Raw genomic sequence first — 17,797 nt, 5'->3', positions numbered from 1 at the left:
TCTTCTTAACTTAATTTTCTACATTACGGACATAATCATCAAAGTAGCGAATCAAACTTTGCTTTAGCTCTTGATATTCTTCTTCCGTATACGTTTTTTCTTCGACCTTACCGTTGAAAAATGGCATTTCCAATTCTTCTCGTAACCGTTCTAAAACATCCTGTGCGTTCATTGGCTTCACACTCCTACTTGCTATTATAAGACATTGTAGGCTTTCGTCAATTCTTCAAAAGTCTCTTTCATGGTAAGTAACCGATTATAAAGTAAAGCCGTATCATCGTCTTCATTAAGGAAAACTTGCTTCAATTCAAAGTAAAAATCATCAAAGGCGCTTAAAAACGGCACTACTTCACCTTGATTCAACTCAGGATGCTCGAAGTAAAAGAGATTTGTTGTATGATACAACGTAAAAAGCTCATTGATGTTCAACACGACGCGTTCGTGGCTCGGCTTGGGGCGAGAAATCACCAATTCGTAGAGCGCCAAACTTTTATTATGGATCTCAGATAAATATTTCAAAAGAAATTCAATTTGTGGTGTATTTGTCATTTCAGGACCTCCTTTTCTTTAAGTATACCGAAAGTCCAACTATTTGAGAAACAGAAAGGCAGCAAAAAAGGACTGAGAAAATTCTCAGTCCCTAAAAATTAAGCAAATACAACGCAAACTGCTTCTGGTGCATAAACATCTTTTTGCAGTAAGCTCAACTGGCCAGATTCAGCGTCACGACGGTAAAGCGTCAAGTTATCGGAATTTTGATTGGCTGCTACTACGAATTCACCACTTGGATCTAAATTGAAGTCCCGCGGGAAATCCCCCTCAGTACTGATTAGCTGGATACGTTCCACGCTGTTATCTTTAACGGCAAACACGGCGATGGAATTATGCCCACGATTAGAAGCATAAACGAAGCGACCATCCTTTGAAATACGGATTGCCGCGCCACCGTTGAAGCCGTCATAGTCTGCAGGTAAAGTAGAAGCCACCATTTCTTCGGTGAAGCTACCAGTCGCAGCATCGTAAGTTAGCACGTTAACGGTGCTATTCAATTCGCCAAATAAATAAGCCGTTGTATGGTTTGGATGGAACACGATGTGACGCGGGCCGGTGCCAGGCTGTGCGGTAAAACGGGCCACCTCTGTTAATTTGCCTTCATTGCTAACGTCATAGGTGAAGACTTCGTCTGTCCCTAGGTCGCAAACGACTAAACGTCCGTCTGGAGTTAAGTCACTATAATGAGCGTGGGCTTTTTCTTGGTTTTCATGAGGACCAGTACCTTCATGTTGGGCTTTATCAGTCAACGTTAAAGTGCCATCAGCGTTGATTTTGTAAACCAAAACTTCCCCTTTGTGATAGTTAGCCGCGTAGACTAATTGCCGTTTTTCATCGACCGCGACATAACAAGTTGGTGCGCCTTCTTCTGTGATGGCATTGGCTTTTTGATAGCCTTCCGCTGTTTTATTGTACGCGGCGGTACCGCCTAAGCCGTCAACGGTAGTAACCGTGAATAGTTCACCACTTTGAGCTTGGGCTAAATAAGTTGGGCTGACCTCGTCGATCAGTAAAGTTAGATTTTCCAATTGCTGTGTTTCCGTGTTTAGGTCGATCTGATAGATCCCTTTGCTGTCACGGCGTGTGTAAGTGCCTAGATAAATCGGTAATGTCACAAAAAATCCCTCCAATAATCAATCTAGCCTCAGTATAGCACAGACTTTCCGAAAAATTGAGAAGGCTATCAAAAAACTTATGCTATAATAAAAAAGTATCAAAAAAGAAGGAGCTAGATGAATGAAAGCAACGATTACCCATATTGGATCTCAAGCCATTGATCCTAAAGAACCCATGCTGATCTTATTTGACGAGACGGCAACACCAGCTCTGCGGGAATACTCCGTAGTTCAACATTTTGCGGAGCCCGGCGAAATCACGTTGACACCAGGCATGACACTACGTTTCGATGATCAAGCCTACCAAGTAGCAGCTGTTGGTCGCATGGCCAATCAAAATTTAAATGAACTGGGCCACGTGACGCTGATTTTTGGCGATGAAGGGGCAGAAAACATTGCCAATGGCGTGTATTTGACGCCACATGTTTTACCAGAACTACACGTTGAAAGTCAAATCTATTATTCATAGGAGGGACTATGCCAGATAAAGAAAAAGAAAGCCGCCTTTCCTGGTTTTGGAAGTGGTTTTTAAATAATCAAGTGGTGACAGCGTTAGTAATCGTGTTACTGATTCTGTTGATTCTCTTGGTTTTCACCAAGGTATCTTATCTATTTGCACCAGTTTGGCAATTCTTAGCCATCGTAGGCTTGCCAATCATATTGGCGGCCATTCTGTATTATTTAATGAATCCAGTAGTGGATTATTTGGAGAAAAAGGGTGTCCACCGAATCATTGCCATTGTCGCGTTGTTTGTGCTAGTAGTGGGCTTGTTGGTTTGGGGAATCGTCGTGATTATCCCCAAAATCCAAGAACAAACCTTGAGCTTTGTCAATAATTTTCCGGGCTATCTCAACACGATCGATGCCACAATCCAAGATGTTTTAAAGGATCCGCTATTTGGTCAATTCCGCCAACAAATCGAATCAGTGGGAGACAACTTAGTCAGCAATGTGACCGAAGTGTTGAAAAGTGTTTCTTCTAATGCTTTCCAAGGAATCACTAGTATTTTAGGCGCCGTTACGACGGTCGTGGTAGCCGTAGTGACTATGCCGTTTATCTTGTTTTATTTACTGAAAGACGGCAAGCAGTTACCAAAATATATCGTTAAATTTTTACCGAATAAAATGCGTCAACCAACGTTAACCGTCTTACAGGAAATGAATCAACAAGTTTCCTCTTATATTCGTGGTCAGTTAACCGTAGCCTTCGCAGTTGCCGTAATGTTCATTATCGGTTTCTCAGTTATTGGCTTAGACTATGCGGTGACCTTAGGGATTGCTGCTGGTTTCTTAAATCTGATTCCCTATTTAGGCTCCTTTTTAGCGATGATTCCGGCGGTATTCTTAGGGATTGTAGCTGGACCAGTGATGTTGGTGAAAGTGATTGTTGTCTTTATTGTCGAGCAGACGATTGAAGGCCGCTTCGTATCACCGCTTGTATTGGGCAGCCAATTAGAGATTCATCCAGTGACGATTTTATTAGTCTTATTGACTTCAGGTAAACTGTTCGGTGTTGTGGGCGTCATTTTAGGGATTCCTGTCTATGCCGCTTTAAAAGTTCTGATTACCCATATCTTTGAATGGTATCGCAAGGTATCCTCACTTTATGAAGATTAAAAAAACGCTTCGCCGTAAGTCTACTGACTTGAGGGCGAAGCGTTTTTAGTCTGGCTATTTCGTACCGAATAAACGGTCACCAGCGTCTCCTAGACCTGGCACGATGTAACCATGTTCATTAAGTTTTTCATCAAGCGCGGCAGTATAGATGTCGATATCTAGATGAGCTTCTTGCAAGGCTTTAACGCCTTCAGGAGCAGCAACTAAACAAACAAATTTGATATTTGAAGCGCCACGTTTTTTCAAGGCGTCAATAGCCATGATAGCAGAACCACCAGTGGCTAACATTGGGTCAACTACAAAAATTTGACGGCTGTCGATATCTTCCGGCATTTTGAAGAAATATTCATGTGGTTCTAAGGTTTCTTCATCGCGGTAAAGCCCGATATGACCAACTTTGGCTGCGGGAATCAGTTCCAAGATACCGTCCACCATGCCGATGCCGGCACGTAAAATTGGAACGATAGCAACTTTTTTACCGGTTAACGTTTTTTGCGTGGTAGAAGTGATTGGTGTTTCAATTACGATATCTTCTAACGGCATATCCCGTGATACTTCGTATGCCATTAACATTGCGATTTCGTCGACTACTTCGCGGAATACCTTTGTGCCACAGTTTTTGTCGCGGATAATCGTTAACTTGTGTTGAATCAGTGGATGATCAATAACTTGAAATTTACCCATGATGTCTCTCCTTTTTTGGTCGTTTTTTCTTTCCTATTGTAAAACAAAAAGCGTCCCTTGACTAGTCAGGATGTTTTTAGACAAAAAAGGGAGCCGGCATCGCAGCCGGCTCTAAGGAGTTGAAAATGAAAAAGTTTGTTTGGGTTTGTTGGGTACATATTTATAGTACTAAGAAGGTGTGAACTTTTTGTGATGCACGTATTTCAAAATTATGAAACTCTTGCGATGAAAAAATGAAGGCTGTTTTTTAACGATGATTCAGTGGATAGGCTGATATGCGGGTGAAAGTAAAGTTTTTGTCAAATAGAAGAGTGCCACTTTCTTTTCTAAAACGAGACCGCTATAATAAGGAACAGTATGGAGATTTTCCAGATGAAAGGTAGAAAAGGGATGACACATGAATAGAAAAAATTTAGATAACCGCATTGATTACGGCGTGATCTTGCCGGTTTTCCTGCTCTCATTGATTGGGATGCTCTCATTATATGTTGCGCTAAGCCATGATCCAAAACATCCAGCAATTATGATGCCTTTATTGAAGCAAGGGCTTTGGTATTTATTAGGGGGCGTTGCCGTCATTATCTTGATGCACTTCAGCTCGAAGCTTTTATGGAAGCTGACCCCAGTTTTCTATGCGGCAGGTTTAGGCTTGATGGTTTTCTTACTACAATTTTATGACCGCTCATTAGCCGCCGATACCGGCTCTAAAAACTGGCTGCGAATTGGTCCACTGACCTTTCAGCCTTCTGAGTTGATGAAAATTGCCTATATCTTGATGATGGCCTATGTGGTGACGCAGCATAACGTGAAAAATCGCGTGCGGACTACCCAAAGCGATTTTTGGTTGATTGGTAAGCTCTTTTTAGTAACCTTACCTGTTCTAGGCCTAGTTCTAATGCAAAAAGACTTTGGGACTATGCTGGTATTTGTGGCGATTTTTGGTGGGGTTTTCCTGATGTCGGGAATCTCATGGAAAATTGTGCTGCCGGTTATTGGAACCTTTGTGGTCTTGGGAGGCTTGACGATTTTCTTAGTTACCACTGAAGGTGGTCGCGATATTTTGAATAAGTTTGGTTTCCAAGATTACCAATTTGCCCGTATTGATTCTTGGCTAGACCCTTTCCACGATACCTCAGGGCGTTCCTATCAACCGGCGCAAGGGCTGATTGCCATTGGTTCCGGCGGTATTTTAGGTAAAGGTTTTAATGTCAGTGAAGTTTATGTGCCCGTCCGTGAATCCGATATGATTTTCACCGTAATCGGCGAAAATTTTGGTTTTATTGGCGGTAGTTTCGTGATTTTGTTATACTTTATATTGATCTATCGTATGATTCGGGTGTGTTTCGATACCAACAACGAATTTTATGCGTACATCGCCACAGGCATCATTATGATGATCCTGTTCCACGTATTTGAAAATATCGGCGCTAACATTGGTCTTTTACCGCTAACCGGGATTCCGTTGCCTTTTATCAGTCAAGGGGGGTCTTCGATTCTAGGGAATATGATTGGTGTCGGCTTGATCCTTTCAATGCGTTACCAAAAGAGTGAAGCAGAAAGCGAGTGAGGCACGTGTATACGTTATACTGGTACCCCAAATGTTCTACCTGTAAAAAAGCGAAGGCTTGGTTGGAGAAACATAATGTCGCGGTCCAAGTCGAAGATATGGTGGAAAATCCACCAGCTAGCAGTCAGCTCTTACAGTGGATGCAGGCTAGTGATCTGCCGGTACGCCGTTTTTTCAACACCAGCGGAATCAAATACCGTGAACAGGGTTGGAAAGACAAGGTCAATGAATTGACACCAGAAGAAGCGGCGACTATATTATCTAAAGACGGGATGCTAATCAAACGCCCAATCTTAGTCAAAGACGGCGAGTTGGTGGCGATTGGATTCAAAGAAACCGACTATGAAGGAGCCAAATAGTGATGGATAAGAACATGAAAACAGTTGAGCATACCCTATGGGTCATGAAAACTGGGGACGAGTATCGTATCGGCCTAACCAATGATATTCAAGATGATCTAGGCGCAATCAGTTTTGTGAACTTGCCTAAATTAGGTGAGACGATTCAAAAAAATGAAAGCCTAGCAGAATTAGAAGCAGAAAAATCAGTTAGTGAACTGACCAGCCCATTGACGGGAACCGTTAGCCAAATCAATACGGAAGCCGAAGCAAATCCAAGCCTTTTGGATAATCCTGATAATAAGGAAGCTTGGTTAGTCGTTTTGACTGGCGTAGATGAAACGGAATTTGAAAAACTATAAAAACGTTTGACAATCCCAAAATAGGTTGCTATAATTTCAAGCAATACAGAAAGCTTTGAAAAGAAGAGTACATGTCGAAGAAATTTTAAGAGAGCCCCGTTTAGCTGAGAAAGGGCAATGGAATCGAGATGGAAGATGGTCTTTGAGCAGAATAGGTGAACAAATATGTAAGCCTATCACGGGAGTGCCCGTTACAGCACCACAGTATGCGAAGTGTTCAAGTACTGGCTGAGGTCATTTTTGCGAAGAAATGACGAAAAAAGGTGGTAACACGGAATTTATGCTTCCGTCCTTTTACTAGAAGTAGTAGAGGGACGGAAGCTTTTTTAGTACCTAAAAAGAAATTAGAAAGTAGTGAATCAAGATGGCATTGATCGAATTGCATCAGGTCAATAAGTCTTTTCAAGGAAAAGCAGGCACCATTCAAGCAGTTCAGCAAGTGAATTTGCAGGTGGAACAAGGCGATATTTTTGGGATCGTCGGCTACTCCGGCGCTGGTAAAAGTACGCTGGTTCGTTTATTGAATGGTTTAGAACAGCCAACCAGTGGTGAAGTAGTGGTAAACAATCATAATGTTAGTCAGTTAGCCGGTAAAGAGTTACGAACATTTCGTAAAAAAATCGGCATGATTTTTCAGCACTTTAATTTATTATGGAGTCGCACAATCTTAGAAAATATCATGTTGCCGCTGGAATTAGCTGGCGTTGAAAAAAATCGCCGTCGCCAACGAGCGGAAGAATTATTGAAGTTAGTTGGTTTGGAAGGTCGCGGTGACGCCTATCCCGCCCAACTTTCTGGTGGTCAGAAGCAACGGGTGGGGATTGCCCGCGCCCTAGCCAATGAACCCGAAATCTTACTGTGTGATGAAGCAACCAGTGCACTAGATCCCCAAACAACTGATGAGGTCTTGGATCTCCTATTAGAAATCAACCGCAAGCTACAACTAACGATTGTCTTGATTACCCATGAAATGCACGTCATTCGCAAGATTTGCAATAAGGTAGCCGTGATGGAATTAGGAACGGTCGTGGAAGAAGGGGCCGTGTTAGACGTTTTCCGTCACCCTCAACAGGAAGTGACGAAGCGGTTCGTGCAACAGGAAATGGAACCGGAGGAAGACCCGACGGAAGTCTTGGCTGATTTTATTCGCGAAAATCCTGAAGGACAAATCGTGACCTTGACCTTTAACGAAAATAATGCCAATGAGCCCGTCATCTCACAGGCTATCAGACAATTTGATGTGGATGTTAATGTAGTATATGGGAAAGTGCAGCAAGCTAAGGAAGGCTCATTTGGTTCATTGACCGTGCTTTTGACTGGCTCAGATGAACAGATTCAACAAGCCTTGACCTTCTTCCAACAACAAAATGTCGGCGTGGAGGTGATCAGTCGTGGATAAAGGGATCATGGAAACTTATTTCAACTTTAGTCAAGTCAACATGGACAATATGAAGCAAGCGATTGTGGATACGCTTTTTATGACGGTGGTTTCAATGGTCCTAGTAATTGTGATTGGTCTGATTTTAGGCCTGATTCTTTATACCGTGGGCCGTAAACAAAAACCATATGCCAAAATTTTATACGGTATTGTGTCCATTATCAGCAATGTTTTTCGCTCAACACCATTTATTATCCTACTGGTCTTGATTATTCCGTTTACCAAAATATTACTAGGTACCTTCTTAGGAGCCAAAGCAGCCGTGCCAGCGCTAGTCTTATCGGCAGCACCCTTTTATGCTCGACTAGTAGAAATTGCTTTTCGTGAAGTGGATGCGGGTGTCATTGAGGCAGCAGAATCGATGGGAGCCAGTTACTGGGAGATTATTTTGAAGGTCTTGATTCCAGAAAGCGTACCAGCCTTGATTTCGGGTATTACCGTTACCACCATCTCCATGATTGGCTTTACCGCCATGGCAGGAGCTATTGGAGCTGGCGGCTTAGGCGCGGTTGCTTGGCAAGAAGGCTATCAACGTGGCAACTACACCACGACGTTAGTCGCAACAGTCTTTATTTTAATCATTGTGTTCATCGTGCAGGGCGTTGGTGACGCGCTGACACGCAAAACAGATAAACGATAAGGGGAGAAAAAAGGATGAAAAAATTATTTGGATTTGCAACAATTGCTTTGTTGACACTTGGCTTAGCTGCCTGTGGCGGTAGCGGCGACACGACAGATAGTAGTAAAGCTGCGGAGAGTGGTGACTTGACTGTCTTAAAAGTCGGCGCATCACCAACACCCCACGGGGAGATTTTAGAGCACGTGAAGCCATTACTGAAAGAAGAAGGCATTGATTTACAAGTCGTACCATTTGATGACTACATTTTGCCTAATAAAGCTTTGGCAGATGGCGAAATCGATGCAAACTATTTCCAACATATTCCTTACTTGAACAAACAAATCAAAGATAATGGCTACGACTTCACCAATGCTGGCGCCATTCATATCGAACCAATGGGCCTTTACTCAAAACGCATTGATGATATCAAAGACTTGAAGGACGGCGCCACTATCTTAACCTCGAACTCTGAATCAGACTGGGGCCGGATTATTACTATCCTACAAGACGCTGGACTTGTCAAAGTCAAAGACGGGGTAGAATTGGAAACAGCGACGTTTGATGATATTGCTGAAAATCCGAAAAACTTGACCTTCAAACATGATATTGATCCTAATATTTTAGCAACTGCCTATGCCAATGATGAAGCAGATTTGATTGCCATCAATGCTAACTTTGCTTACGGCGCTGGCTTGAATCCAACAAAAGATTCTGTTCTGTTGGAAAAAGACAACTCACCTTATGCCAATGTGATTGCCGTACGTACAGAGGATAAAGATAAAGACAGCATCAAGAAATTGATTGAAGTCTTACATGAAAAAGACGTGCAAGATTGGATCTTGAATAAATGGGATGGCTCAGTGAAACCTGTGGCTGCCAACGCAGAATAAACGTAAAAAAATAAGCATCGAGGATGACCTGATGTCAATCAATCAGAAAAGACACGAACTCGTTAAAGTTCGTGTCTTTTTCGGCTTATTGTACGCGTGGTTCCCGCGCTTCGTTGATGTCTTGTTTCACATCATCCGCAGAATCGCTGATTTTGTTTCCAGCTTTATTCATTGCGCTTTTGGCTTTATCTGTTTGACGCGATGCAAACTCACCAGTGGCTTCAGCCGCATCAGATACTCGGTCTTGTACGGTTACTGAGTCTTCTTCATGCTGTTCCTTCGTCTTAACATCCACCACGTTGACATTGACTTCGATGACATCCAAGCCGGTCATTTTTTTAACTTCTCGAGCAATTACTTCTTTAATACGATCATAAATATTCGTAATATCTTTGCCATATTCGGCTACGATATCCAAGTCGACTGCTACTTGCTTTTTACCAACTTCTACATCGATACCAGAAGTAACATTATCGGTATTTACTAATTTGCCAGCTAGGTTGGAGAAGAAGCCGCCGTCTACTGTTAATAAACCATCAATTTCTTCTAGGGCGATACCTACGATTTTTTGAATGACTTTATCATCGAAGGTCAAATCGCCTTTGATACTGTTTACTGGTGGTTTAGGACCTTTGTCTGGTGTTGGCGGAGTTGGGGGTGTCGGTTGTTTCATCATGTCTTTGTTTTCCATTACAAGTTCCTCCTAAAAATAGTAGTTTTATTTTTATCTGCGAAATTGATCAAAAAAGCCGATCGAATGCAGATAGAAGCCTAAATATGCACCTAACAACGTAAAGATAATTAACAACATCGTTTTCAAAAAGCCGACCGTAATCAGAAGAATTGCCAATAGCAAGCCGATTCCACCAAAAATGATCGGATATTTATAGAGTATCCATAGCTCCTTCACTGGCTGTTCCTCCTTATTCGACCCGTGGCTGCTGCGGATTCCGTTTTTCATGATTGAAGTCCTTAAAGGTAACTTCTGTCAGAATATTTTCTTTGGTTCCCATCAGCATGGCGATGTTTTTTTGGATAGCACCAGTCAGTTCTTCTTGGCGATCGGTTAGTTGGAACACCTTTCGCATTTTACCGCTGACCAGTACTTTGATGCGATTTTTCTTAAATTTGACTTTTACATTAGGATCCGCAATAAACGGTTCCTCTTTCACTGTCTGCAATACAAAATTTTCCAATGCCTTCCGTTGAATAACTAAGCGACCATTTTCTTTCTCCAATACTAGTTCACTTTCCGCTTTCGGGAAAAATAGGATGATAAAGATGCCAACCACTAGTAAAATCATAAAGCCAACGCTAGTCCAAAAGAGAAAAGTCGGCATCCAGCGACCAACTAGCGGATATTCACCTAATGACATAAAGTGTAAGCTAGCGGAGCCTGCTGCCTGATTTTCAATCAAGGTAAAAAAGAGCGGAAAGAAAAGTAAAATCAAGCCTAGTATCAAAAGGATCTTGGTACTTTTCCGCATAAAGACCCTCCTTCCTAGAGTGGTTGGCTATTTCTTACCTAAGAAGAAAGAAACAACAGCGACCAGAATGACAGCACCTGCAATTGAAGGAACCAAAGCCATACCTGCTAGAGATGGTCCCCAGCTACCCAAAAGCGCTTGCCCAATTGCAGAACCAACTAAACCTGCAATGATGTTGGCGATAATTCCCATAGAGGCACCTTTACTAGTAATAGCACCTGCAATTGCGCCAATGACACCACCTACGATCAATGACCAAATAAAGCCCATCTTCAACACTCCTTTGTATTTATTTAATTAGGTCTATACCTAATTAGGACGAATGAACCAGATAAATCCAACGACAACAACAACGTTATAATCTATCCCTACTAAAAGCATACGACAGAAAGCGTTTTTTGAGAAATGATAAGGGTCGCTTTTTGTCAAAAGTTGACACTAAAGTGGTAACTTTTGACGTTAATAAGCCGATTAAATCAAGAAAAGGAAGTGGGAAAAAAGTATGAAAAAGGAAGCTTATATGAAAAAACAGGTCAGTTATTTCGAAAAAAATAAGAGAATAAGAGAAAATCTTATTTTATAGCGATTATAAACAGTGCGGATACGATTTTATAAGGAAAAGCGCTAAATTTCGTAAAAAACAGGCAGACTCGTTTGAATTTCATTCTCAATTAGTCTAAAATAGGTAGGAAAAGTATCTATCAAAAATCAAGTTGGAGGGAATCATACATGTCCGTTTTAGAAATCAAAAATCTACATGTTTCGATCGAAGATAAAGAGATCCTAAAAGGGGTCGACTTAAAAATGGAAACTGGCGAGATCCACGCCATCATGGGACCTAACGGAACCGGGAAATCAACCCTTTCGGCTGCCATTATGGGGAATCCTAATTATGAAGTAACAGAAGGCGAAATTTTGCTGGACGGCGAAAACATCCTAGAATGGGAAGTCGATGAACGGGCGCGTGCGGGTCTTTTCCTAGCAATGCAATACCCAAGTGAGATTCCTGGTATCACCAATGCCGAATTTATGCGGGCAGCCATCAATGCTAAGCGGGACGAAGATGACAAAATCTCCGTGATGCAATTCTTGAAAAAATTAGACGAAAAAATGGCGCTTTTGAATATGCCGGAAGAAATGGCAGAACGCTATTTAAATGAAGGCTTTTCTGGTGGCGAAAAGAAACGAAATGAAATCCTGCAATTACTGATGTTAGAACCAACCTTTGCGATACTCGATGAAATTGATTCTGGGCTAGATATCGATGCTTTGAAAGTTGTAGCTAAAGGGGTCAATGAAATGCGGGGCGACCAATTTGGTTCCCTAATCATTACTCATTACCAACGTTTACTGAACTATATCACTCCTGATGTAGTGCATATCATGATGGACGGTCGGGTGGTTATGACAGGCAATGCTGATTTGGCGAAACGCTTAGAGGCAGAAGGTTATGCCGGTATCAGTAAAGAATTAGGAATCGACTACAAAGAAGAAGAAGCGTAAGGAGGTCAAGGTGCATGACAGAATTTAACGATTATCTTGAAAACATCACGACTTTTTCTTTAACTAAAGGTGAACCAGAGTGGATGCTGAAACTGCGTCAAGACGCACTGAAGCTGGTAGATACCCTGGAATTGCCACATATCGAACGGGTCAAATTTCACCGTTGGCCGCTACTAGATTTTAAAGAAAGTGTCTGGCAGGGCGATAACTTTCGGGGCTACGTTGGTGTGCCTAGCTTTGATGAGATGGGGGACAACCCTTTAATCGTCCAATATGATCGCGATACCTTGTTTGAACAATTACCGCAACATTTAGTTGAGCAAGGCGTGATTTTTACAGATTTATTTACGGCAATGACTGAACATAGTGATTTAGTGCAACAATACTATATGACTAAAGCCGTGCCTTTTAATGAAGATAAATTAACAGCGGCTCACGCAGCCTTTATGAACAGCGGAGTCTTCTTATATGTACCAAAAAATGTCGTCATCAAAGAACCATTGGAAGCGATGTTCCGCCAACTCAGTGGTGACCATTTCTTCAAACACATTTTAATCGTGGCAGAGGAGCATAGCGAGTTTAGCTACTTGGAACGCTTTGGCTCAGAATTGGACCATAAAGCGGCTGCCAACATTGTGGTGGAAGTGGTTGCCAAAAATGGCGCTAAAGTGAAATTCTCAGCGGTGGACCAATTAGGTAAAGACGTCACAACCTATCTTAACCGCCGTGGTCATATTATGAAGGATGCTTCAGTGGAATGGGCAATTGGGGTCATGAATGACGGCAATGTCGTAGCTGATTTTGATTCTGACTTAGTGGGCGAAGGTGCGCATTCTGAGGTGAAAGTGGTGGCTATCAGTGGTGGCCGTCAAACACAAGGAATTGACACCCGCGTCACCAACAAAGCCCCCCATACCATTGGTCACATCCTTCAACATGGTGTGATACGTGAACGGGGAACGTTGACCTTTAATGGAATCGGTCATATTTTGAAAAAAGCCAAAGGGGCCGATGCCCAACAAGAAAGTCGCGTATTAATGCTTTCCGATCAAGCCCGTGGCGATGCCAATCCCATCCTTTTGATTGATGAAAATGAAGTAACCGCCGGACATGCTGCCAGTGTGGGCCGAGTGGATCCAGAAGAAATGTACTATTTAATGAGTCGCGGTTTGCATAAAACCGAAGCCGAACGCTTAGTCATTCGCGGCTTCTTAGGCTCAGTTATCACCGCAATTCCGATCAAGGCTGTCCAAACTGAATTTATTGAAACCATTGAAGGGAAGCTAAATGCATGATGGATGCAGAAAAATTGCGTCAAGATTTTCCCATTCTTTTTCAGGAAGTCAACGATGAGCCGCTAGTCTATTTAGATAACGCGGCCACGACGCAAAAGCCCAAGCAAGTCTTAGATCAGTTGACTGCTTATTATGAACAGGATAATGCCAATGTTCACCGTGGAGTGCATACTTTGGCCGAACGGGCGACCCACGCATATGAAGGCGCTCGGGAGAAAGTCAAAAACTTTCTCCACGCCAATGAAACAGCTGAAATTCTGTTTACCCGCGGCACCACTACTAGCTTGAATTGGATCGCTCAAAGCTTTGGCGACGCTTTTGTTGAGGCCGGCGATGAAATCGTGATTTCTTATATGGAACACCATTCCAATATTATTCCCTGGCAGCAATTAGCGAAACGCAAAGGAGCTGTCTTGAAATATATTGAGATTACGCCTGAAGGCTTTTTAGATATGGAAGATGCTCGCCAAAAAATCACAGCTAAAACCAAAATCGTTTCAATCGCTCATGTCTCAAATGTGCTAGGTGTAATCAATCCGGTAGCCGAACTAGCCGCCCTAGCTCATGAAAACGATGCAGTGATGGTGGTGGATGGCGCACAAGCGGTCCCGCATATGCCGGTTGATGTGCAAGCCGTTGATGCTGACTTTTACGCCTTTAGCGGGCACAAAATGTGCGGCCCTACTGGTATCGGCGTCCTCTACGGCAAACGCCAATGGCTTGATCAAATGGAACCCGTCGAATTTGGCGGTGAAATGATTGACTTTGTGCATCTTTACGACAGTACTTGGAAGGAATTACCGTGGAAATTCGAAGCGGGAACCCCCAATATTGCTGGGGCAATTGGTTTAGGTGCTGCTATCGACTATTTAGAAGCAATCGGTTTAGCGTCCATCCATCAGCATGAAGCCGACTTGGTAGCCTATGTGCTGCCAAAACTGCAAGCCATTGAGGGGTTAACCATTTACGGACCACAAGATCCTGCTGATCATACTGGCGTGATTGCCTTCAACCTAGAAGGTCTACATCCTCATGATGTGGCTACGGCACTTGACATGGAAGGCATTGCCGTCCGAGCAGGCCATCATTGTGCCCAACCATTACTACAATACCTGGACGTGCTGGCAACTGCCCGCGCCAGCTTTTACTTATATAATACTAAGGCAGATGCAGACCGCTTAGTTGACGCGATCTACGCAACAAAGGAGTTTTTCCAACATGGGACTTTCTAAATTAGATAATCTGTACCGCCAAGTGATTTTGGATCATTCCAGTCACCCTCACCATCACGGGAGCTTAAGCGATTCGACGCAAAAAATTGAAATGAATAACCCGACTTGTGGCGATGTGATTCAGCTAGAATTAGACGTGCAAGAGGGTGTTATCAAAGATATCGCCTTCAGTGGCAGCGGCTGTTCCATCAGTACCGCCAGCGCTTCCATGATGACGGATGCTGTGATTGGCAAGACAGTGGCAGAAGCAGAAGCCTTGGCTGCTGATTTCTCTCAGCTAGTGCAAGGAGAACCCGTAGCGAATGAAGAAGAATTAGGAGATGCCGCGATGCTTTCCGGCGTAGCGAAGTTTCCAACCCGCATCAAATGCGCAACTTTGGCCTGGAAGGCGTTAGGCAGAGCTATCGCTGACGAAGAAAACGGCAAAGGCGTCGCGCATCAATATCACAATAAATAAGGAGCGTGAGACCATGGGTGTACCAGAATTAGAAGAATATAAATTTGGCTTTCACGATGATGTAGAGCCAGTCTTTAGTACCGGCGAAGGCCTGACAGAAGAAGTCGTACGTGAGATCTCACGAGTCAAAGGCGAACCAGAATGGATGTTAGAATTCCGCTTAAAATCATTGGAAACCTTTAACAAGATGCCAATGCAAACTTGGGGACCAGATCTATCAGACATTGATTTCAATGCCATTAAGTATTATCAAAAACCAAGCGACCGTCCTGCCCGCGATTGGGATGATGTACCTGATAAAATCAAAGAAACCTTTGAAAAAATTGGCATCCCTGAAGCCGAACGAGCATACTTAGCCGGCGCTTCAGCCCAATATGAATCAGAAGTTGTCTACCACAATATGAAAGAAGAGTTTGAAAAATTAGGCATCGTTTTTACCGATACCGATTCTGCCTTGAAGGAGTATCCAGAACTCTTTAAAGAATATTTCTCAAAACTCGTACCACCAACAGACAACAAGTTAGCCGCCCTAAACTCAGCTGTTTGGTCAGGCGGAACCTTTATTTATGTACCAAAAGGGGTCAAAGTAGACGTACCATTACAAACTTATTTCCGAATCAACGCTGAAAATACCGGTCAGTTTGAACGGACATTAATCATTGTTGATGAAGGCGCCAGCGTTCACTATGTTGAAGGCTGTACCGCACCAACCTATTCCAGCAATAGTTTGCACGCGGCCATCGTGGAAATCTACACTCGTAAAGATGCCTATTGCCGTTATACCACCATTCAAAACTGGTCAGACAATGTTTACAATTTGGTAACCAAACGTGCCAAAGCCTATGAAGGCGCAACAGTCGAATGGATTGACGGCAACCTTGGTGCTAAAACGACTATGAAATATCCAAGTGTATATTTGGACGGCAAAGGCGCACGCGGTACCATGTTATCAATCGCCTTCGCTGGTGCTAATCAAATCCAAGATACCGGTGCCAAAATGATTCATAACGCACCCAACACTTCCAGCTCAATCGTCTCAAAATCAATCTCAAAAGACGGCGGAGAAGTCAACTATCGCGGCCAAGTCACCTTTGCCAAAGATAGTGCCGGCTCCATCTCCCACATCGAGTGCGATACCATTATCATGGATGAACTATCAAAATCCGATACCATCCCATTCAATGAGATCCACAATAGCCAAGTGTCCCTTGAACACGAAGCCAAAGTCTCCAAGATCTCTGAAGAACAACTTTACTACCTAATGAGCCGCGGCCTGACCGAATCAGAAGCAACTGAAATGATCGTCATGGGCTTTGTGGAACCATTTACCAAAGAATTACCTATGGAATACGCCGTTGAACTAAATCGTTTGATTAGTTATGAAATGGAAGGGTCTGTGGGGTAATAGAGAAAAATAAGCTAGGAATGCTGATACATAGGTATTCCTAGCTTTTTCTAATTCGTCAAAATGAAAGTAGCACCAATACTAGCACTAATGAGTATGGTAAGAAGAAGTCTTTTCGTGATTTTACTGGAAAGGTCTAAAAGAATATTTTGAGTATGTAGATTTTCTTATAACTGAAGAGTATTTTTGCTATCTTTCTAAAGAGCACGAGTGTACAACGAGGAAATCTAAGCTCGATAGGTATTCCTGCGATGAAGAACTTCTATCGTTCTCATATGAGGAGCGATGGGCAGGTGGTTGAATGATTCTAGAGTTATTGTTTATTTCAATCCACGCTCCCCATAAGAGGAGCGACTAGAATCATTGAGTGGTGGCGCGTTGGAGATGTTATTTCAATCCACGCTCCCCATAAGAGGAGCGACTTCTGTAGTATTTCATTATGTGAGTGCCGCCTACAATTTCAATCCACGCTCCCCATAAGAGGAGCGACATCCATTTCCTGACGATATTCCATAGTAGCTTTCTATTTCAATCCACGCTCCCCATAAGAGGAGCGACGTTGGATTAATCGATACGTACGTCTATGCCTATCTATTTCAATCCACGCTCCCCATAAGAGGAGCGACGACTACTGAGTCGAAACTGAAAATATTGAAAAATATTTCAATCCACGCTCCCCATAAGAGGAGCGACCTCCCATGGTAATTTCCAATCTCCTTTTAAAAACATTTCAATCCACGCTCCCCATAAGAGGAGCGACTTCCTAGCTGATAAATTCCGTCATTTTTTAGGTAATTTCAATCCACGCTCCCCATAAGAGGAGCGACCAAAACTCGTGAAGCTGAACTCGAACAGGCGATTATTTCAATCCACGCTCCCCATAAGAGGAGCGACTTTTTAGTGATATTCCCTTCATCCGCCAATTCTCATTTCAATCCACGCTCCCCATAAGAGGAGCGACCTGCTGGTGCGATGGCCGAATGGCAAGTGAAAAATATTTCAATCCACGCTCCCCATAAGAGGAGCGACACGAATGACGGAGTCCGTAGCATAGTGGGTATCAATTTCAATCCACGCTCCCCATAAGAGGAGCGACGTTGTTCGGTTAACGACCGATTTAACAGAGTGGGAGATTTCAATCCACGCTCCCCATAAGAGGAGCGACACGAAAGCGGCGGTCGTGAGGATAAGGCTTGTGCGATTTCAATCCACGCTCCCCATAAGAGGAGCGACTGC

At 43.1% G+C, this 17,797-nt stretch carries 21 protein-coding genes, 1 CRISPR repeat array and 1 other annotated feature (1 of these 23 running past the window's edge); of the genes, 13 read left to right on the top strand and 8 right to left on the bottom strand.

Annotated features, from left to right (window positions below; all coding sequences use genetic code 11):
• Positions 1 to 10: 10 nt before the first annotated feature.
• The 3 genes from ECA01S_RS14350 to ECA01S_RS06380 all read right to left on the bottom strand — a co-directional run bounded on the left by ECA01S_RS14350 (position 11) and on the right by ECA01S_RS06380 (position 1,667).
• Positions 11 to 172: a hypothetical protein gene (locus ECA01S_RS14350; RefSeq protein ID WP_169792764.1), complete on the bottom strand. Its 162-nt coding sequence runs from the start codon at positions 170 to 172 to the stop codon at positions 11 to 13.
• Positions 173 to 195: 23 nt separating this feature from the next.
• Positions 196 to 549, bottom strand: a complete 354-nt coding sequence (locus tag ECA01S_RS06385; protein ID WP_067392822.1) for a hypothetical protein — start codon at positions 547 to 549, stop codon at positions 196 to 198.
• 98 nt (positions 550 to 647) lie between these two features.
• Entirely contained in the window at positions 648 to 1,667 is a 1,020-nt protein-coding gene (locus tag ECA01S_RS06380; RefSeq protein ID WP_067392819.1) for a lactonase family protein, read from the bottom strand.
• A 121-nt stretch (positions 1,668 to 1,788) separates the two neighbouring features.
• Here ECA01S_RS06380 and ECA01S_RS06375 point away from each other — a divergent pair, with 121 nt between their 5' ends.
• A complete protein-coding gene (locus tag ECA01S_RS06375; RefSeq protein WP_067392816.1) occupies positions 1,789 to 2,136 on the top strand; it encodes a PTS glucitol/sorbitol transporter subunit IIA in 348 nt (115 codons plus the stop codon).
• An 8-nt stretch (positions 2,137 to 2,144) separates the two neighbouring features.
• On the top strand, positions 2,145 to 3,284 hold the full coding sequence (locus tag ECA01S_RS06370) for an AI-2E family transporter (protein WP_067392813.1): 1,140 nt from the start codon (positions 2,145 to 2,147) through the stop codon (positions 3,282 to 3,284).
• Between the two features lie 54 nt (positions 3,285 to 3,338).
• Here the strand turns inward: ECA01S_RS06370 and upp are convergent, their stop codons facing one another.
• Positions 3,339 to 3,968 carry a uracil phosphoribosyltransferase gene (gene upp / locus ECA01S_RS06365; protein ID WP_067392812.1) on the bottom strand — a complete coding sequence of 210 codons (630 nt, stop codon included), beginning with the start codon at positions 3,966 to 3,968 and terminating at the stop codon, positions 3,339 to 3,341.
• 397 nt (positions 3,969 to 4,365) lie between these two features.
• Between upp and ECA01S_RS06360 the strand changes: the two genes are divergently transcribed.
• The 6 genes from ECA01S_RS06360 (at position 4,366) to ECA01S_RS06335 (ending at position 9,182) form a co-directional block, all read left to right on the top strand.
• Positions 4,366 to 5,535, top strand: a complete 1,170-nt coding sequence (locus tag ECA01S_RS06360) for an FtsW/RodA/SpoVE family cell cycle protein (protein ID WP_067392810.1) — start codon at positions 4,366 to 4,368, stop codon at positions 5,533 to 5,535.
• A 5-nt stretch (positions 5,536 to 5,540) separates the two neighbouring features.
• A complete protein-coding gene (locus ECA01S_RS06355) occupies positions 5,541 to 5,894 on the top strand; it encodes an arsenate reductase family protein (RefSeq protein ID WP_067392808.1) in 354 nt (117 codons plus the stop codon).
• Between the two features lie 2 nt (positions 5,895 to 5,896).
• Complete coding sequence (locus ECA01S_RS06350) at positions 5,897 to 6,235, top strand: glycine cleavage system H family protein (protein WP_067392805.1); 339 nt, start codon at positions 5,897 to 5,899, stop codon at positions 6,233 to 6,235.
• Between the two features lie 46 nt (positions 6,236 to 6,281).
• Positions 6,282 to 6,532, top strand: a binding site (T-box leader).
• 67 nt (positions 6,533 to 6,599) lie between these two features.
• The gene (locus tag ECA01S_RS06345) at positions 6,600 to 7,634 is read left to right on the top strand and encodes a methionine ABC transporter ATP-binding protein (protein ID WP_067392803.1); all 1,035 of its coding nucleotides are present in this window, start codon (positions 6,600 to 6,602) and stop codon (positions 7,632 to 7,634) included.
• On the top strand, positions 7,627 to 8,313 hold the full coding sequence (locus tag ECA01S_RS06340) for a methionine ABC transporter permease (protein WP_067392800.1): 687 nt from the start codon (positions 7,627 to 7,629) through the stop codon (positions 8,311 to 8,313). The genes ECA01S_RS06345 and ECA01S_RS06340 overlap by 8 nt, the downstream gene beginning before the upstream one ends.
• Positions 8,314 to 8,327: 14 nt before the next feature.
• A complete protein-coding gene (locus ECA01S_RS06335) occupies positions 8,328 to 9,182 on the top strand; it encodes a MetQ/NlpA family ABC transporter substrate-binding protein (protein ID WP_067392798.1) in 855 nt (284 codons plus the stop codon).
• An 85-nt stretch (positions 9,183 to 9,267) separates the two neighbouring features.
• Here the strand turns inward: ECA01S_RS06335 and ECA01S_RS06330 are convergent, their stop codons facing one another.
• The 4 genes from ECA01S_RS06330 to ECA01S_RS06315 are packed head-to-tail and all read right to left on the bottom strand — an operon-like array spanning position 9,268 to position 10,939.
• Positions 9,268 to 9,873, bottom strand: coding sequence for an Asp23/Gls24 family envelope stress response protein (locus ECA01S_RS06330; RefSeq protein WP_067392795.1), 606 nt, complete (start codon positions 9,871 to 9,873; stop codon positions 9,268 to 9,270).
• 33 nt (positions 9,874 to 9,906) lie between these two features.
• Positions 9,907 to 10,092: a DUF2273 domain-containing protein gene (locus tag ECA01S_RS06325; protein ID WP_067392793.1), complete on the bottom strand. Its 186-nt coding sequence runs from the start codon at positions 10,090 to 10,092 to the stop codon at positions 9,907 to 9,909.
• 13 nt (positions 10,093 to 10,105) lie between these two features.
• Positions 10,106 to 10,669, bottom strand: a complete 564-nt coding sequence (gene amaP, locus ECA01S_RS06320) for an alkaline shock response membrane anchor protein AmaP (protein WP_067392790.1) — start codon at positions 10,667 to 10,669, stop codon at positions 10,106 to 10,108.
• Between the two features lie 27 nt (positions 10,670 to 10,696).
• On the bottom strand, positions 10,697 to 10,939 hold the full coding sequence (locus ECA01S_RS06315; RefSeq protein WP_067392787.1) for a GlsB/YeaQ/YmgE family stress response membrane protein: 243 nt from the start codon (positions 10,937 to 10,939) through the stop codon (positions 10,697 to 10,699).
• Between the two features lie 459 nt (positions 10,940 to 11,398).
• Between ECA01S_RS06315 and sufC the strand changes: the two genes are divergently transcribed.
• The 5 genes from sufC to sufB are packed head-to-tail and all read left to right on the top strand — an operon-like array spanning position 11,399 to position 16,561.
• Positions 11,399 to 12,172 carry a Fe-S cluster assembly ATPase SufC gene (gene sufC / locus ECA01S_RS06310; RefSeq protein ID WP_067392782.1) on the top strand — a complete coding sequence of 258 codons (774 nt, stop codon included), beginning with the start codon at positions 11,399 to 11,401 and terminating at the stop codon, positions 12,170 to 12,172.
• A gap of 14 nt (positions 12,173 to 12,186) precedes the next feature.
• Positions 12,187 to 13,467, top strand: a complete 1,281-nt coding sequence (gene sufD / locus ECA01S_RS06305; protein WP_067392779.1) for a Fe-S cluster assembly protein SufD — start codon at positions 12,187 to 12,189, stop codon at positions 13,465 to 13,467.
• Positions 13,464 to 14,699 (top strand): cysteine desulfurase, encoded by a 1,236-nt coding sequence (locus tag ECA01S_RS06300; protein WP_067392775.1) that lies wholly within the window; start codon positions 13,464 to 13,466, stop codon positions 14,697 to 14,699. Before sufD ends, ECA01S_RS06300 begins: the two co-directional genes overlap by 4 nt.
• Positions 14,686 to 15,156 (top strand): Fe-S cluster assembly sulfur transfer protein SufU, encoded by a 471-nt coding sequence (gene sufU / locus ECA01S_RS06295; protein ID WP_067392772.1) that lies wholly within the window; start codon positions 14,686 to 14,688, stop codon positions 15,154 to 15,156. Before ECA01S_RS06300 ends, sufU begins: the two co-directional genes overlap by 14 nt.
• 13 nt (positions 15,157 to 15,169) lie before the next feature.
• Positions 15,170 to 16,561, top strand: a complete 1,392-nt coding sequence (gene sufB / locus ECA01S_RS06290) for a Fe-S cluster assembly protein SufB (RefSeq protein WP_067392769.1) — start codon at positions 15,170 to 15,172, stop codon at positions 16,559 to 16,561.
• 322 nt (positions 16,562 to 16,883) lie between these two features.
• A CRISPR array of direct repeats spans positions 16,884 to 17,797; the repeat unit is 33 nt; unit sequence ATTTCAATCCACGCTCCCCATAAGAGGAGCGAC (it continues 1,421 nt past the right edge of the window).

Origin of the sequence: Enterococcus canis NBRC 100695 (assembly GCF_001544375.1) — a bacterium.
Classification (GTDB): Bacteria; Bacillota; Bacilli; order Lactobacillales; family Enterococcaceae; genus Enterococcus_H; species Enterococcus_H canis.
Note: the sequence above shows the minus strand (reverse complement) of the source record. Positions and strands in the feature narration are given on the sequence as shown.

Coding starts and splice junctions, on each gene's coding strand:
- ECA01S_RS06335 (WP_067392798.1), top strand. CDS start 8,328: ATGAAAAAATTATTTGGATTTGCAACAATTGCTTTGTTGACACTTGGC.
- ECA01S_RS06345 (WP_067392803.1), top strand. CDS start 6,600: ATGGCATTGATCGAATTGCATCAGGTCAATAAGTCTTTTCAAGGAAAA.
- ECA01S_RS06300 (WP_067392775.1), top strand. CDS start 13,464: ATGATGGATGCAGAAAAATTGCGTCAAGATTTTCCCATTCTTTTTCAG.
- ECA01S_RS14350 (WP_169792764.1), bottom strand. CDS start 172: ATGAACGCACAGGATGTTTTAGAACGGTTACGAGAAGAATTGGAAATG.
- ECA01S_RS06370 (WP_067392813.1), top strand. CDS start 2,145: ATGCCAGATAAAGAAAAAGAAAGCCGCCTTTCCTGGTTTTGGAAGTGG.
- amaP (WP_067392790.1), bottom strand. CDS start 10,669: ATGCGGAAAAGTACCAAGATCCTTTTGATACTAGGCTTGATTTTACTT.
- sufU (WP_067392772.1), top strand. CDS start 14,686: ATGGGACTTTCTAAATTAGATAATCTGTACCGCCAAGTGATTTTGGAT.
- sufB (WP_067392769.1), top strand. CDS start 15,170: ATGGGTGTACCAGAATTAGAAGAATATAAATTTGGCTTTCACGATGAT.
- sufC (WP_067392782.1), top strand. CDS start 11,399: ATGTCCGTTTTAGAAATCAAAAATCTACATGTTTCGATCGAAGATAAA.
- ECA01S_RS06350 (WP_067392805.1), top strand. CDS start 5,897: ATGGATAAGAACATGAAAACAGTTGAGCATACCCTATGGGTCATGAAA.
- ECA01S_RS06315 (WP_067392787.1), bottom strand. CDS start 10,939: ATGGGCTTTATTTGGTCATTGATCGTAGGTGGTGTCATTGGCGCAATT.
- ECA01S_RS06360 (WP_067392810.1), top strand. CDS start 4,366: ATGAATAGAAAAAATTTAGATAACCGCATTGATTACGGCGTGATCTTG.
- ECA01S_RS06330 (WP_067392795.1), bottom strand. CDS start 9,873: ATGGAAAACAAAGACATGATGAAACAACCGACACCCCCAACTCCGCCA.
- sufD (WP_067392779.1), top strand. CDS start 12,187: ATGACAGAATTTAACGATTATCTTGAAAACATCACGACTTTTTCTTTA.
- upp (WP_067392812.1), bottom strand. CDS start 3,968: ATGGGTAAATTTCAAGTTATTGATCATCCACTGATTCAACACAAGTTA.
- ECA01S_RS06385 (WP_067392822.1), bottom strand. CDS start 549: ATGACAAATACACCACAAATTGAATTTCTTTTGAAATATTTATCTGAG.
- ECA01S_RS06375 (WP_067392816.1), top strand. CDS start 1,789: ATGAAAGCAACGATTACCCATATTGGATCTCAAGCCATTGATCCTAAA.